This window comes from Rubrivirga sp., assembly GCF_965213695.1.
Classification (GTDB): domain Bacteria; phylum Bacteroidota; class Rhodothermia; order Rhodothermales; family Rubricoccaceae; genus Rubrivirga.
Genome location: NZ_OZ243912.1, coordinates 2,385,980 through 2,400,402, shown reverse-complemented (window position 1 = coordinate 2,400,402; position 14,423 = coordinate 2,385,980). Strand labels below are relative to the sequence as shown.

At 73.0% G+C, this 14,423-nt stretch carries 14 protein-coding genes; 7 read left to right on the top strand and 7 right to left on the bottom strand.

From position 1 onward, the window contains the following. Nucleotides 1-226 precede the first annotated feature (226 nt). Nucleotides 227-1,009, bottom strand: coding sequence for a hypothetical protein (locus ACOOHE_RS10570; RefSeq protein ID WP_420454050.1), 783 nt, complete (start codon nucleotides 1,007-1,009; stop codon nucleotides 227-229). Nucleotides 1,010-1,971: 962 nt separating this feature from the next. Between ACOOHE_RS10570 and pssA the strand changes: the two genes are divergently transcribed. The 3 genes from pssA to ACOOHE_RS10555 are packed head-to-tail and all read left to right on the top strand — an operon-like array spanning nucleotide 1,972 to nucleotide 3,430. Continuing rightward, complete coding sequence (gene pssA / locus ACOOHE_RS10565) at nucleotides 1,972-2,814, top strand: CDP-diacylglycerol--serine O-phosphatidyltransferase (RefSeq protein WP_420454049.1); 843 nt, start codon at nucleotides 1,972-1,974, stop codon at nucleotides 2,812-2,814. A gap of 26 nt (nucleotides 2,815-2,840) precedes the next feature. Further along, complete coding sequence (gene purS / locus ACOOHE_RS10560; protein ID WP_420454048.1) at nucleotides 2,841-3,119, top strand: phosphoribosylformylglycinamidine synthase subunit PurS; 279 nt, start codon at nucleotides 2,841-2,843, stop codon at nucleotides 3,117-3,119. Nucleotides 3,120-3,121: 2 nt separating this feature from the next. Beyond that, on the top strand, nucleotides 3,122-3,430 hold the full coding sequence (locus ACOOHE_RS10555; RefSeq protein ID WP_420454047.1) for an ATP-dependent Clp protease adaptor ClpS: 309 nt from the start codon (nucleotides 3,122-3,124) through the stop codon (nucleotides 3,428-3,430). A 222-nt stretch (nucleotides 3,431-3,652) separates the two neighbouring features. Here the strand turns inward: ACOOHE_RS10555 and ACOOHE_RS10550 are convergent, their stop codons facing one another. After that, nucleotides 3,653-6,136 carry a DUF5916 domain-containing protein gene (locus ACOOHE_RS10550; protein WP_420454046.1) on the bottom strand — a complete coding sequence of 828 codons (2,484 nt, stop codon included), beginning with the start codon at nucleotides 6,134-6,136 and terminating at the stop codon, nucleotides 3,653-3,655. 80 nt (nucleotides 6,137-6,216) lie between these two features. On the opposite strand from ACOOHE_RS10550, the gene ACOOHE_RS10545 reads away from it, so the two are divergent. Continuing rightward, complete coding sequence (locus tag ACOOHE_RS10545; protein WP_420454045.1) at nucleotides 6,217-6,831, top strand: IMPACT family protein; 615 nt, start codon at nucleotides 6,217-6,219, stop codon at nucleotides 6,829-6,831. Between the two features lie 112 nt (nucleotides 6,832-6,943). After that, on the top strand, nucleotides 6,944-8,062 hold the full coding sequence (locus ACOOHE_RS10540) for a TRAP transporter substrate-binding protein (RefSeq protein WP_420454044.1): 1,119 nt from the start codon (nucleotides 6,944-6,946) through the stop codon (nucleotides 8,060-8,062). A gap of 171 nt (nucleotides 8,063-8,233) precedes the next feature. Here the strand turns inward: ACOOHE_RS10540 and ACOOHE_RS10535 are convergent, their stop codons facing one another. The 3 genes from ACOOHE_RS10535 to rnhA all read right to left on the bottom strand — a co-directional run bounded on the left by ACOOHE_RS10535 (nucleotide 8,234) and on the right by rnhA (nucleotide 10,757). Further along, nucleotides 8,234-9,577, bottom strand: coding sequence for a TRAP transporter large permease (locus ACOOHE_RS10535; protein ID WP_420454043.1), 1,344 nt, complete (start codon nucleotides 9,575-9,577; stop codon nucleotides 8,234-8,236). A gap of 148 nt (nucleotides 9,578-9,725) precedes the next feature. Further along, nucleotides 9,726-10,241 (bottom strand): TRAP transporter small permease subunit, encoded by a 516-nt coding sequence (locus ACOOHE_RS10530; protein WP_420454042.1) that lies wholly within the window; start codon nucleotides 10,239-10,241, stop codon nucleotides 9,726-9,728. Nucleotides 10,242-10,274: 33 nt separating this feature from the next. Continuing rightward, nucleotides 10,275-10,757: a ribonuclease HI gene (gene rnhA, locus ACOOHE_RS10525; RefSeq protein ID WP_420454041.1), complete on the bottom strand. Its 483-nt coding sequence runs from the start codon at nucleotides 10,755-10,757 to the stop codon at nucleotides 10,275-10,277. Nucleotides 10,758-10,878: 121 nt separating this feature from the next. Here rnhA and obgE point away from each other — a divergent pair, with 121 nt between their 5' ends. Next, entirely contained in the window at nucleotides 10,879-11,919 is a 1,041-nt protein-coding gene (obgE, locus tag ACOOHE_RS10520; protein WP_420454040.1) for a GTPase ObgE, read from the top strand. A gap of 281 nt (nucleotides 11,920-12,200) precedes the next feature. Here the strand turns inward: obgE and ACOOHE_RS10515 are convergent, their stop codons facing one another. Beyond that, nucleotides 12,201-12,866, bottom strand: coding sequence for a class I SAM-dependent methyltransferase (locus tag ACOOHE_RS10515; RefSeq protein WP_420454039.1), 666 nt, complete (start codon nucleotides 12,864-12,866; stop codon nucleotides 12,201-12,203). Nucleotides 12,867-12,932: 66 nt separating this feature from the next. Beyond that, a complete protein-coding gene (locus tag ACOOHE_RS10510; protein WP_420454038.1) occupies nucleotides 12,933-13,445 on the bottom strand; it encodes a pyridoxamine 5'-phosphate oxidase family protein in 513 nt (170 codons plus the stop codon). Between the two features lie 112 nt (nucleotides 13,446-13,557). Here ACOOHE_RS10510 and ACOOHE_RS10505 point away from each other — a divergent pair, with 112 nt between their 5' ends. Beyond that, on the top strand, nucleotides 13,558-14,400 hold the full coding sequence (locus ACOOHE_RS10505; RefSeq protein ID WP_420454037.1) for a hypothetical protein: 843 nt from the start codon (nucleotides 13,558-13,560) through the stop codon (nucleotides 14,398-14,400). The last annotated feature ends 23 nt before the right edge of the window (nucleotides 14,401-14,423 follow it).

Genomic DNA, 14,423 nt, shown 5'->3' with positions numbered 1-14,423 from the left:
CGTCACGTCCGGGGCCACGTGGAGCGCCCGGACCCGGACCTGCTCGCCGCTAGCGAGAGTAAGGACGGCCGGCTCGGTTCCAGCACGGACGTTGACCTCGGCTCGACCGATGGCCGACGCCAGCGGAGCTGGCCGGGTGTGGGTGCACCCGCCTACGAGCAGCGCGAGCGCGAGGGCCGCGGTACGGGACACGAAGACCGAGGCGACGGGCCGCAGACCCCCTCCGCTACAGCGCCGACCGCTTCATGCGCGGCCGGAGGTCGGTGAACTCGGTCTCGTCGATCTCGAGGAGCGCCGTCGGCTCGGTCAGGATCAGCGACTGGCCGTCGTCGGAGACCTTGGTGCGGGCCAGGAACAGCGGGCCGTCCGGCGTGTCGAGCTCGACGGGGTCGACCCACTGGAACCGGCCCTCGTTGCCGCTCTCGAGCTGGAACGACCACCCGGTCATGGCGCCGGACACGTCCTCGACCTCGATCCAGTAGCGGTCGCCCGGCGTCAGGCCCACGCGGTCGAACCCGAGCGCCAACCGGTCGAACCCGTCCCGGGCCTCGACGGTCCGCCGGACGCCCGGGTCCAGGACCTTGAGCGGCGCCAGCAGCCAGTACCCGTCGTTGACGAACCGGCCGTTGGCCTCGACCAGCCGCTCGGCCGCCTCTGGCCCCACGACCTCCAGTCCGTCGAGGGCGACCGAGCCCTCGGGTGCGTTCGGGTCGAACCGGGACGGCTGGAAGACGGCGACGTAGGTGCTGTCCTGGCCGCCGAGCCACTCCGAGCGGACCCGGTCGCCGCGCTTGTCCCACACGTGCCGCGTCCGGACGACCTCGACGGAGTCCCGGACGACGGCCCACTCGAACGCCAGGCCCGGCAGCGACTCCCACGCCCGGAGCCCTCCGGCCGACTCGGTCACGCGGAAAGCCAAGCTGTCCGCCGGCGTTTCGAGGCGGGGAGACGACGGCGATTCGCACCCGGCAAGCGAGAAGGCGAGAAGGGCGAGGGCAAGCGTGCGCATAGGGGTGGAGGGGGACTCCGTTGGGGGAGAACGGGCTAGCAGAGCACGGCTCGGGCAGCCGTCCGGGTGAAGCTCCGAAGCCCGAAGGGTCCAATGTGGACGGGCGTGGAGATGTGGGCAACTTAACGCCCCGTTCACCTTGACTCCACCGGGCCTCCACGGTACCATGGGTCACTGCCTTCGGGCAGGCGGCCGTTCGCGGTCGCGTTCCTTGACACAGTGCGTCATTTGCTGAACGAGGGCTTCCTCACGGAATGCTCTGCGCGCAACGGCTCCGCTTCGGCGGAGCGGCGGGCTCGTCGCCCTCCGGCCGTCTTCGGACGGCCACCCCGACGGTCACTTTTTAAGACGACCCGACGGGAGACCCGACGAGACCTCCGTGCCACGGATGGATTGCTCCGGACCTCTGGCTCCCTGTGAAAGGGGAGATCGGATCCGGAGGCGGCATCCGACCGGCACCGCGCGCCCACCCGGACCTCGGTTCGGGTGGACGGCACCGGCCGCTTCGGCGGACGGACCGCCGCGAGCGTGACGTCGCGACCGGGCCTCCGGCCCACGCGACGCCCGACCTGTTCCGTACCAGGAGGTATCAGCACGCGCGACGGGAGCGCACGGGGACTCGTCCCCGAAGCGACCCGGCGCCCCGCAGCGGCCACCAGTCGTCGCAGTCCGAGCCCGCTGTCTCAGCGGTCCTCGGACGGCCCACGACGGCCGCACGCGGCGTGACGCACTCGGTCGCCCGACCGGAGCTACGGCTCGCGGGACGGCGCATCCGCAAGGAACCTGAACGGGGACCCTCCGCTTGTCGGAGGGTCCCCGTTCTTCGTTTGGCCTCGCGCGGAACGCCGGCCGGCCGTCGCGGCGTTGACCTCGGCGTTCCCCACCTGGCCTGTGCTCGCTTCCGAAGGCACCCGTCGTCTCCTCGCCACGACCGTCGCCGGGCCGTCGCCCGAGGTGGCCTGATGGCGCCGACGCCCCGACCGCGCCGCGGCCCCGTCCTCCGTGCGCGCCGCGCCGCCGGCCCGCGCAACCGCGCCCGGGCCCGCGCCGCCGTCCCGAACTTCTTCACGCTGATGAACCTGCTGGCCGGGTTCTTCTCGCTGATCCAGACGGCGGCCGGCAACCTGGAGGCCGCCGCGTGGCTCGTGGTCCTGGCCGGGTTCTTCGACCTGCTCGACGGGCTGATGGCCCGGCTCGTTGGCGTGTCGGGCGACTTCGGCGTCGAGCTCGACTCGCTGAGCGACGTCGTCTCGTTCGGCGTCGCGCCGAGCTTCCTGCTCTACGTGTTCGGGCTGAACCAGCTCGGGCCGATGTGGGGCGGGCTGCTGGCGAGCCTGCCCGCGCTGTTCGGGGCCGTCCGGCTGGCCAAGTTCAACTCGCTCACCGAGGCCGGCGTCAAGTCGACCGAGTTCTCGGGGCTCCCGATCCCGGCCCAGGCCGGCACCGTCGTCGTGTTCATCCTGACGTTCATCGACCGGCCGTGGTTCGACGTGCTGGCCCGGCCCCAGCTCTCGGTCCTGATCACGCTCGTCGTCGGGATGTCGGCGCTGATGGTGTCGCCGATCTCGTTCCCGGCGTTGCCGCAGCCGAACCGGACGAACCTCCGGGCCTACCGCTACCGCTTCCTGCTCTTCCTGACGGCGATGGTGCTGGGCGTCGTGTTCCAGGAGGAGGGCCTGCTGGCGGCGGCCGTGATCTACCTCGGGTGGGGGCTGGGCCGGGCCCTGCTCTGGGCCGTCCGCGTGGCGACCGGGGCGGACCCGGACCCGGACGAACCGGCCCCCGTGGTCGACGTCGGGCCGTAGCTTCCGGGCCCGCCCTCCGCCCACCGATGTACACCGCCCACGTCCGCGTCACGCTCCGCCCGTCGATCTTGGACCCCCAGGGGAAGGCGATCCGCGCCGCCGTCCGTGACTTGGGGATGCCGTCGGTCGAGGACGTCCGGACGGGCAAGTTCTTCGCGCTCCGCGTCGACGCGCCATCGGCGGAGGCGGCCGAGGCGACCGTCCGCCAGGCGTGCGAGAAGCTGCTCGCGAACCCGGTCACGGAGGACTTTGACATCCTGGCGCTCTTGCCGACGGAGGCGCCGGCCGAGACGACGGCGGCCTAGCGATGACGCGCGAGGTGCTGGACGCCGGACCGGCTACGCCCGACGTCGCCCCGGTCGTCGAAGTCGACGACGAGGTCGCCGTCGAGACGCCGTGGCGCGTCATCCTCTACGACGACGACATCCACACGTTCGAGGAGGTCATCGTCCAGCTGATGAAGGCCGTCGGGTGCACGGTCGAGCGGGGCTACCAGCACGCGCTCACGGTTCACACGGAGGGCAAGGACTGCGTGTACCAGGGCGACTTTTTCGACTGCTTCCGCGTCCAGGGCGTGCTCCGCGAGATCCAGCTCGTGACCGAGATCGAGGGGTGAGGCTCGCTGGCGCTCGCGGGAAAGGGGAACGAGGAAGTGGGAACGGGCAGAGGGAGGAGGTGAGATCGCTGAAGGGAGGTGGAGGGCTTCCGCTCACGCCTGGTCCCTCGCTCTCTGGCCACCGCCGGCGTCGCGAGCAGGTTGGCCCGCCCCACGTCTGCCCGTTCCCCTCTCCCCGTTCCGCGAGCGAAGCGAGCCCTTCCCGCGAGCGCCAGCGAGCCCCTACCGCATCAACAAATAGCTCAGCTTGACCAGGACGAGGTCGTCGGGGAACGCGCCGAAGGCGCCGCCGAGCGAGCCCACGGGGCCGACGTCGAAGGGGGACGGGCCGGCGCCGCGGAGCAGGGTCTCCTCGAAGAGCGCGTCCTCGCGGCCCTGGCTCCAGACGACGAACAGGGCCGAGCCGGGTCGGTACTCCCACCGGAACACGGCGTTGGCGGTGAACGAGGCGACCGAGAAGTCGCGGCGCTTGGGGAAGCCGGGGAGCGGGCGCAAGTCGTCGGGGCCGGCGAGCAGCGCGAAGTCGCGGAACCGGCCGCGCGCGGCGAAGAGCTGGCCGTAGAGCTGGAGCGAGACGCCCGGCCCGAAGATGACCTGGGCCCGCGTCGTGAGGTCCACCTCGCGCGTGTCGCGGGCGCCGAGGATGGGGACGTAGAACGCCTGGGCGTCGACCGCGAGCGGCTCTCCGTACGGCGTGAGGCCGTCGAGCAGGCCGTCGTCGCCGTCGAACGGGACGAGGTCGGCGTCGCCGACCGCCTCGGGCACGCCGGCGACCGCGCCGACGGCGAGGCCGGTCGGCGTGCGGAACACGCTCTCGTTGGCGGCCCAGGCCCGGACCCCGTCGCCCGCGCCGACGCCGCCGTCGAGCGAGAGCGAGACGCGGTCGGAGGCCGTCCACGAGAGTCCGCCCCCGACGCCGTAGCGGGCCCCGCCGTCCTCGTCGGCCCCGCCGCGGACGCCGATCTCCCAGCGGAACGGGCGCCGGCTGTCGCTCTCGAACGAGAGCCGCGCGCTGGCCGACGCCAGGTTGCGGACGGGCCCGAGCCCGCGCGTCTCGCGCACGTCGACGCCGCCGAGCCCCTCGGCCTCGACGTTGAGGTCGATCTCCTGGAAGCCCGCGAGGTCGGCGCTGCTGAACGAGAACAGCCGGAGCCCCTGGTTCGCCCCGTCCGCCAGCGTCCACGTCTGGGTGAGGAACCCGCCCGTGTTGAGCCGCCGGAACGGGCCGACGGGCTGGCCCCGGTTCCACAGGTGGCGCACGCCGGCCCGGGCCTGGACGACGTCGGTCTGGCGGAACCGGCCGACGTCGTTGAGGCGGAAGTCGGCCGAGTAGACGCGGAGGCCGAAGCCGGGCAGGAAGTAGCCCTGGACCTTGTCCAAGCCGAGGTAGAGCGCGCCGCCCAGGTCGCGGTCGTCGCCCTCGGCGCGGACCGTCCCGGCGGCCGTCCCCTCGAACAGCCAGTCGCCGCCGGCGAACCGGAGGGCCCCGTCGGTGGCCCCGGCGACCGCGAGCGGAGCGCCCGTGGCGCCGGCGGTGTAGGAGTCGTCGGCCAGGAACGCCGTGAGCCCCCCGCCGAGGTAGCTCTGGCCGGGGAACTCCTGCTTGAGCCGGCCGGCGACGTAGCCGCGGTCGGGCGCGAAGCCCTGGCCCGTCGCCGCCGCGAGCACGCCGAACGACAGGCCGGCGGGCGTCCGCCCGGTCAGCTTGGTCGCGGCGACGATGGGCGAGGCGCTCCCGATCCGGCGCGTGTACAGCAGCGCCCCGTCGCGCCCGCCGCCGACGGTGAGGTCGAAGATCTGGGTCCCCTCGGTAAAGAACGGCCGGCGCTCCTGGAGGATGACCTCGAACGTGCCCAGGTTGAGCTGGGCCGGGTCCGCCTCGACCTGGCCGAAGTCCGGGTTGACCGTCGCGTCGAGCGTCACGTTCGACGAGAGCCCCACCTTGAGGTCGGCACCGACGTTGCCCTCGAAGCCGGTGTCGCCGGTGCCCGGCACGGCCTCGCTCTCGCGCCGCGAGCCGCCCGCGAGCGTGTACGGGATGGCCTGCAAGACGGGCTGGGGCCGGATCCCCGCGAGCCCGTCGAGGCGGCCGAACAGCCGGACCAGCCCGCCCTGGGCCTCGGCGCGCGTGACCGGCGCCCAGAACGTCTCCTCGCCCGTCGCCGGCACGACGCGCTGGAAGTTGACGCCCCACGACGAGACGCCGTCGGAAAAGCGGAGCTGGGAGTACGGGATCCGGATCTCGGCCACCCACCCGTCGGGGAGCACGCGGACGGCCGAGTCCCAGACGGCGTCCCACGAGTCGTCGTCGTCGCCGCCCTCGATGGTGGCGTCGAACTGGACGCCGGCCGCGGTGACGCCGAAGGCGTAGGCCGTCCGCCCGTCGTTGTAGCTGTCGATGGCGACGACGAACCGGTCGGCGTCGCCCTCGTCGTCGCGGCGGCTCAGCGGCGTCCGGACGCGGGCGCCCCACATCCGCGCGCCGACGACGAGCCCGGCCGACGTGGTCAGCACGCGGACCTCGGTCCGCTCCGAGGCCGGGGCGCCCTCGACGGGCTCGAACTGGACGAACCCGGTGGCCGGCTCGGCCGCGGCCCACGCCGCCTCGTCGAGCGACCCGTCAATCTGGACGGCCTGGTCGGCCGCCGCCGCGGTGACGGTGGGGGGCGGGGTCGCGAGCAGGAGGGCGAGGACGAACGCGAGCACGGGGCGGGCGGGGAGCGCTTCCACAGGATCGGTCGGACGCCGGTCGGGGGCCGTACGTTCGCTGAGAAATCCGCGCGCCTGTGCCTCCGCCCGACTCCTACCGAACGCTCGCCGCCCCGTCCCAGGCCGAGCCTCCCAAGACGAAGGGGTCCCGCTTTATCGGCGACGCCTTCCGGGCGAGGTCGGCCGACGAGGCGCTGGCGCACGTCGAGGCCGTCCGGGCGCGGGAACACGCGGCGCGCCACCACGGCTGGGCCTACCGCCTGGGACCTGACGCCCCGGCTCCGCGCTCGTCCGACGACGGCGAGCCGTCGGGGTCGACGGGGCCGCCGATCCTGCGCGAGATCGAGGCCCGCGAGCTGTACCGCGTCGTCGTCGTGGTCACGCGGTACTACGGCGGCACCAAGCTGGGCGTCGGCGGGCTGGCGCGGGCGGTCGGGGAGGCGGCCGGCGCGGCGCTCGACGCCGCTCGCAAGCAGGTCGTGACGGTCCGGGTGCCGGTCCGGCTGGCGTTCGCGTTCGAGGACACGTCGCCGGCCATGCGGCTCCTCGACGTGTTCGACGCCGAGGTGGCCGACCAGTCGCACTCGGCCGAGGGGACCGAGCTCGCGCTCCGCGTCCGCCGGTCGGAGGCCGAGCCGCTGCGCGCGGCGTTCGTCGAGGCGACGGCCGGGCGAGGACGAGTCATCGGGTGATGGGGGATCGGGCGATGGACGATTGGGTGGGCTGGGGACCCCCCGCCGTCGCTACCCTTGCCGAACCGGACCGAGCGCCCAATCTGACCTCACCCGATCACACCATCCCCTGATGCACCGTCGCCGCTTCGTTTCTGCCGCCGCCCTCGGAGCCGGAGGCGCGCTCGCTGGGTGCGGGCCCGGCCCGGGCCACGGGCGGCGCAACACGGGCGAGACGGCCGCGGCCGGCGGGCCGAGTGTCGTCACGCGGCCCCGGGTCCGGTGGCGGCTGGCGTCGAGCTTCCCGCGCTCGACCGAGATCCTGCACCGGGCGGCCGAGACGCTGGCCGCCCGCGTGGCCGCGTTGACCGACGGCCGGTTCGAGATCGAGCCGAGCGAGGCCGGCGCGCTCGTCCCGGCGCTCCAGGTGCTCGACGCCGTCCAGGCCGGGTCGGTCCCCATCGGCCACACGGCGGGCTACTACTACCTCGGCAAGACGGCCGCGCTCACGTTCGACACGGCCGTCCCGTTCGGGATGCAGGCCCGCCAGCACGACGCCTGGATCCGCCACGGCGGCGGCCGCGAGCTGACCCAGCGGACGCTCGACGACTTCGGCGTCGTCGGCCTGTTGGGCGGCAACACGGGGACCCAGATGGGCGGGTGGTTCCGCCGACCCGTCCGCTCGCTCTCGGACCTGCCCGGGCTGACCATGCGGATCCCGGGGCTCGGCGGGCGCGCGATGGAGCAACTCGGCGTCGTCGCCCAAACGTTGGCCGGCGGCGAGATCTACGGGGCGCTCGAGCGTGGGGCCATCGACGCGACCGAGTGGGTCGGGCCGTACGACGACGAGAAGATGGGCTTCTACCGCGTCGTCAAGACGTACCACTACCCGGGCTGGTGGGAGCCGGCGGCCGGCCTCTCGTTCTACGTCAACCGGGCGGCGTGGGACGGGCTGCCGGCGTCGTACCGGGAGGCGTTGCAGAGTGCGTCTGACGAGGCCAATGCCAGGATGCTGAGCGAGTACGACGCGCTCAACCCGGCCGCGCTGGCGTCGCTCTTGGACCGGGGCGTCCGCGCCGTCCCGTTCCCCGACGACGTGATGGCCGCCGCCGCCGCCGCGTCCCGCGACTTGATGGACGGCATGGCCGACGACGCCCACAGCCGCGCGCTCCTCCAGAGCTACCGCCAGTTCCAGGCCGCCTCCGACCGCTGGTTCGGGCTGGCGGAGCGGACGATGGCGGGGGCTCGCTGACGCGGGCTCGCTCCGCTCGCGGGAAAGGCTCGCTGGCGCTCGCGGAAATGGGAACTGGGGAACTGGCAGAGGGAGGACGCAGGGTGGCCCGAAGAGAGGGGCCACCGCTCACGCCTCACCGCTCACGCCTCACCGCTCACGCCTCACCGCTCACGCCTCACCGCTCACGCCTCACTCGCCGGCGAACGCCAGCACCAGCTCGGGGAACGCCAGGACGGCGGCGAGGGCGAGGAGCTGGATCGCGACGAACGGGAGCGCGCCCCGGTAGATCTGGCCCGTCGTCAGCTCGGGCGGGGCAACGCCGCGGAGGTAGAACAGCGAGAACCCGAACGGCGGCGTCAGGAACGACGTCTGGAGGTTCATCCCCAGGATCACCCCGAACCACACCAGGTCGATGCCGAGCGCCGCCGCGGCCGGCGCCAGGAGGGGGACTACGATGAAGGCGATCTCGAAGAAGTCGATAAAGAACCCCAGCACGAACACCAGCACGTTGGCCACGATCAGCAGCCCGATCTTCCCGCCCGGCAACCCGACGAGGGCCTCCTCGATCCAGACGTCGCCGTAGAGCCCCCGGAAGACGAGCGCGAACACGGTCGAGCCGACGAGCAGGACGAGCACCATCGTCGTCAAGAGGGCCGTCGAGCGGGCGGCGTCCCAGACCATCGGCCGGGACAGGCGGCGGTTGAGGGCCGTCAGGACGAGCGCGCCGACGGCCCCGAGCGCGCCGGCCTCGGTCGGCGTGGCGACGCCGGCGAAGATGCTCCCGAGGACGACCAGGATCAGGACGAGCGGCGGCACGAGCGCCGTCGCCACGCGCTGGGCGAGCGCCCACCCGTGCTCGGTCCGCTCCTCCGGCGGCAGGGCCGGCGCGGCCTGGGGATGTCGCCAGGCGACCCAGCCGGCGTAGAGCCCGAACAGCGTCGCCAGCATCAGGCCCGGCACGAGCGCGCCGGCGAACAGCGACCCGACGCTCACGCCGAGCTGGTCGCCCAGCACGATGAGCACGATCGACGGCGGCACGATCTGGCCCAGCGTCCCCGACGCGGCGACGGTCCCCGCCGCGAACGACGGCCGGTAGCCGTGCCGGAGCATCACCGGCAGCGCGATCGCTCCCATCGCGACGACGCTCGCCCCGACCACGCCCGTCGCCGCCGCCAGCAGCGCGCCGACCACCACGACCGCCAGCGCGAGCCCGCCGCGGACGCGCCCGAACAGCGCGCCAATCGTCGTCAGCAGGTCCTCCGCCAGCCGGCTTTTTTCCAAGACGACGCCCATGAAGATGAAGTACGGGATCGCCAGCAGCACCGGGTTCTGCATGATCCCGAACAGCCGGTCGCCCAGCGCCAGCAGGAACGGCGGGTCGAAGTAGCCCGTCGCCAGCCCCAGCAGCGCGAACGCGACCGACGCCCCGCCAATCGCGAACGCGACGGGGTACCCCGAGAACACGAGCGCGAGCACGACGCCGACCAGGATCGGCCCGAGCCAGTCGGCCAGGTGGGCGAGGAGGACGTCCATCAGACCTGGGGCGTCTCGGCAGGGCCCGCGGCGCCGAATCCGGGAGGTGTGTGGGCGTGTGGGAGGGGGGAGGTCTCCGCCCGGCTGCCTCCCACACGGGCTCCCCACCTCCCTCCACGTCCGAACGGAGACGGATGGACCCGGCGGCTCATCGGGCTCGCCCCGAAAGCACGGCCGCCGCCTTCACGGCCTGCGCGACGGCCTGGAGCGCCAGCAGCCCGATCCCGACCGGCACCAAGAGCTTGACGGGCCACCGGACCAGCCCGCCCGCGTCGAGCGCCTCTTCGCGCAGCGCGACCGACTCGACGACGGCCGGCCACGACGCCCACGCCAGCAGCCCGCACAGGGGGAGCAGCAGGAGCACCGTCCCCGCCAGATCGACCGCCGCCCGCTTGCGGACGGACAGCCGCCCGTACACCACGTCGACGCGGACGTGGGCGTCCTCGGCCAGCGCCCACGCGGCGCCGAGCAGGAAGACGGCGCTGAACAGCATCCACTGGACGTCGCCGATGGCGTTAAGCGCGGGCGTGATCCCGAGCACCGGAGCGAGGTAGCGGAGCCCGGCGCCGAGCGCGCCCGCGGCCACCATCACCACCACGAGCCGCGCGCACAGCCAACCGACGGCGGCGCTCAACTGGTCGGCGAGGCGGACGATCCTGGTCATGGCGCCAACCTACCGCGCGAGTCGCCGCGAGACCTACGCCTCGTTCTCCGCCATCATCGTCCGCATCGCGCCGACGGCGAGCCCGTCGACGTGCTCGTTGAGCGGGACGCCGGCGTGGCCCTTCACCTTGACCCACGTCACGTCGTGCCGCTCGTTCTGGGCGATCAACCGCTCCCACAGGTCGCGGTTGAGGACTGGCGACTTGTCGGCCTTTTTCCACCCCCGCCGCTGCCAGCCGTCAATCCAGCGGTCGTTGAAGGCGTTGATGACGTAGGCGCTGTCCGAGTGCAAGCGGACGCGGCACGGCTCGCGGAGCGCTTCGAGCGCTTCGGCGGCGGCCGTCAGCTCCATCCGGTTGTTGGTCGTCTCGGGCTCGGCGCCCTTGAGGTCGCGCGTGACGGTGTCGGGCGGCGTCCCGTAGATCAGCGTCGCGCCCCAGCCGCCGGGCCCGGGGTTGCCCGAGCACGCGCCGTCGGTGTAGATGGTGACGTCCTTGAGGGATGCGGGATCAGGCATGGAGGGATACGGGGACGACGGAAAGCTAGCAGAGGACTCACGGCGATTCGGCGCCCCGCTCACTAAGCTGTCCGCTCTGGGTGCCCATGCCGCATCCCGTATCCCGCATCCCTCCAGGCAAATGAAGTTCGTCGACTACGTCACCGTCACCGTCCGGAGCGGGAAGGGAGGGGCCGGGAGCGTCCACTTCCGCCGCGAGAAGTTCGAGCCGAACGGGGGTCCCGACGGCGGCGACGGCGGCGAGGGCGGCTCGGTGATCGTCGAGGGCGACGGCCACCTGTACACCCTCCTCGACCTCCGCTACAACCGGCACCACTTCGCCAAAGACGGCGAGCCCGGCGGCGGCTCGGGCAAGTCCGGCAAGGCGGCCGACGACATCGTGCTCCGGGCCCCGCTCGGGACCGTCGTCAAGGACGGGACGACGGGCGAGGTCCTGGGCGAGGTGGTCCACGAGGGCGACCGGATCGTGGTGGCCCAGGGCGGCCGGGGCGGCCAGGGCAACACGCACTTCAAGAGCCCCACCAATCAGGCCCCGCGCTACGCCCAGCCCGGCGAGCCCGGCCAAGAGCGGGAGATCGTCCTGGAGCTCAAGCTCTTGGCCGACGTCGGCCTCGTCGGGTTCCCGAACGCGGGCAAGAGCACGCTCGTCAGCTCGCTGAGCGCGGCCAAGCCCAAGATCGCCGACTACCCGTTCACGACGCTCGAGCCCAACCTCGGCATGGTGTCGGTCGGCGACTACCGCTCGTTCGTGATGGCCGACATCCCCGGGCTCATCGAGGGCGCGTCGGAGGGGCGCGGGCTGGGCCACCAGTTCCTCAAGCACGTCGAGCGCAACGCGGTCCTGCTGTTCTGCGTCGCCGCCGACGCCGTCGATCCGGGCGCCCGATACGCGACGCTTCTCGGTGAGCTGGAGGCGTTCAGCCCCCACCTCATGAGCAAGCCGCGGATGGTGGCCCTGACCAAGATGGACATCGTCGGGCCCGACCTCGCCGACGCCTGGGTCGAGGAGGCCCGCGCCGGCTTCCCCGACGGCGTCGACGTGGTCCCGATCTCGGCCGTCGCCCGCCAGGGCCTCGACCGGCTGAAAGAGCGGCTGTGGACCTTCGTCGAGGCCGAGCGCGAGGCGGCCGATCAGGAAGCCGCCGACGACTTCGAGGGTTAGTGCAACGACGCGGCGTCTGCGATGGGTGAGTCTCAGATCGCCGCAGATGCGTGACGAGCGATGCGTGACTCGCTCGACCGGAATCACGCATCACGTTATCCGCTCACGCGCGAACCCGCTAAATAACCCGAGTTGTGTCTGAACCGGAAGAGGCGGTGGGACCGGAGACGGAGGACCGGGGACCGGCTTCCCTGACGAGTCTCCGGCGGTCTCCCGTCCTCGGTCCCAACGGACGCGAGGACCGGAGGCACAACGTGGGTTAAATGAGCTGTGCCGCTGCACTAGCCCCGCTCGGCGACCATCAGCAGCGACAGCGGCGCGCCCGTCTCCGGGTGGAGGGGCTCGGCCACCTCGGTCAGCCGGAGCCCGGCGGCGCCCAGCGACCGGACCCAGGCGCCGACCGTGCGGAAGTACCACGGCATCGGCTCGAAGTCGTCGCCCATCGACCGGAACGACTCCTCGCGCCAGCCCTCGCGGTAGGGGAGGTCGACCGTCGCCGGGTGAACGGTCTGGACGACGACGCGCCCGCCCTCGTCCAGCCGCGACGCCGCCGCACGCAGGATGCCGGTCACGTCGTCGGACAGGAGCGAGAAGTTGAACACGGCCACGTCGTACGGCCCGCCGAGCCGGGCGGGGTCGTCCTCGGCCTCGTCGTAGGCGACGACCCCGAAGGCGCCGCCGGCCAGCCGGGCGATCTCGACCAGGCGCTCGCTCGCGTCGACGCCGTAGGTCTCGGCCCCGAGCGCGGCGAGGGCCCGGCACAGCCAGCCCTCGCCGCAGCCCACGTCGAGCACGCGGCCGGCCGGCGGGAGCCCCCGCACGACGGCCTCGACGATGGCGGCGTCGGTCCCGACCTCGCGGCTCGCGATGGCGCCGCCCTGGACGACGCGCGCCCAGGCGTCGGCGTTGTCGGTCCACGACTGGCGGAGGCGCGCGGGGAGGTCCATCGTAGGGGAGGGGGTGCGGTTCCGTTTCAGGGTGTCGGGCACGCCGCGTCCGACCGGCCGAGATCGCTACCCGATGTCGACCTTCTCGTTCTCGCCGATGTCACGGGCCGGCTCGCCGGTAATCTTGGCCTTGACGTAACCCAGCGCGTAGACGATGGGGCTCGACGGGGAGTCCCAGTACTCGGCCCGGTCGACCTCGACCTTGAGCAGCCGCAAGTGCGGGTCGTCGAGGCCCTTGGGAAACCAGGCCTTGAGCGGCTCCGACCACAGCTCCTCGGCCTTCTGGCGGTCCTTGACCACGAGCGCGGTCCCGGCCATCGTGACGTAGTCCTGGCGGTCGGGCCGGGCGAAGGCCACGCCGACCTTCCGGTTCCTGTCAACGTGGTCGACCTTCTCGGAGTCGTCCCGGGTAAAGAACCACAGGTCGCCGCCGAACCGGACCTCCTGGGTCGCCATGGGGCGGCTCCACGGGGTCCCGTCGGTGTCGACGGTGGTGAGCATGCAGATGCGGATGTCCTCGATAAGGTCGGCGAGCTTCTCGATGCGCTCGCGGCGCTCGGCGGGGGAGACGTCGGACATGGGAGGGGGAGAGGATGAAGAGGAGAGGGGCCGTCTGAACGATCTCGCCCGTTCGGGGTTCAGGGGCCGTCGGCTCCGTGCCGCGTCGCCGGCCCCGCTTCCCCCGTACGCCATGCCCCGCTCGCTGCGTCTCGTCGCGCTGATCCTCCTCGCCGGCTGCTCCGGGACGTCCTCGACGCCAACAGCGCCCCCCGACGACGCGGCCGAGCGGGCGGCCCGCCAGGTCTGGCTCGGGCTCGACGACGCGGCGGCCGGGTTCGACACTCGGGGGGAGGCGTCCGAGGCCGACCCCGTCCAGACGTGCGACGGGCCGTTCGGGACGTGGTTCACGGACTTCGGCGTGCGCGGCCTGGCATGCCTGGCGGCCCAGGTGGCGGCCCCCGCGTCGCTGGTCGCGCTCGCCCCGGCGCCCCCGTTCGAGAGCGGGCCCCACCGGGCGGCGGGCGAGGCGGTCGACCTGGACCTCTCCGCGCCGCGGGCCTTCGGGCACTACGACCCGGCGTTCGTCCGCTGGGCGTGGGCGACGGCAGTGCCGGAGGGCGCGGCGGTCCGGGCGATGGTGGCCCCGGTCTACCGCCGCCGCGTCGCGCGGCTGGCGCGGACCTACTGGCTCACACACGCCGACCTCGCCGCCGCCGGCTTCCCCGAGCGGACGCCCGCCGGCCCGCTCCTCGGCTACGCGACGTTCCTCGACGGCGGGCCCGTTCCCGCCGGCGCCCAAGCCTACGAGTCGCCGGGGTTCTCCGTCTTCGCGTTCACCGACCGGAGCGAGACGCTGCTGCCCGACATCGGCCTCCCCATCGCCAACGACTGGGAGGCGAAGTACGAGGCGAACGCGGCCTACGGCTTCTGGCTCCGCCGCCGCGCCGACGGCACGCACGGGCTCTGGCGCGACGGCCTCCGTGACCTCCTCGCCGCCTTCGACGCCGACTGGCTCGCCGAGCACGAGGGTTGATCGACCCGCTGACGGCCGGCGCC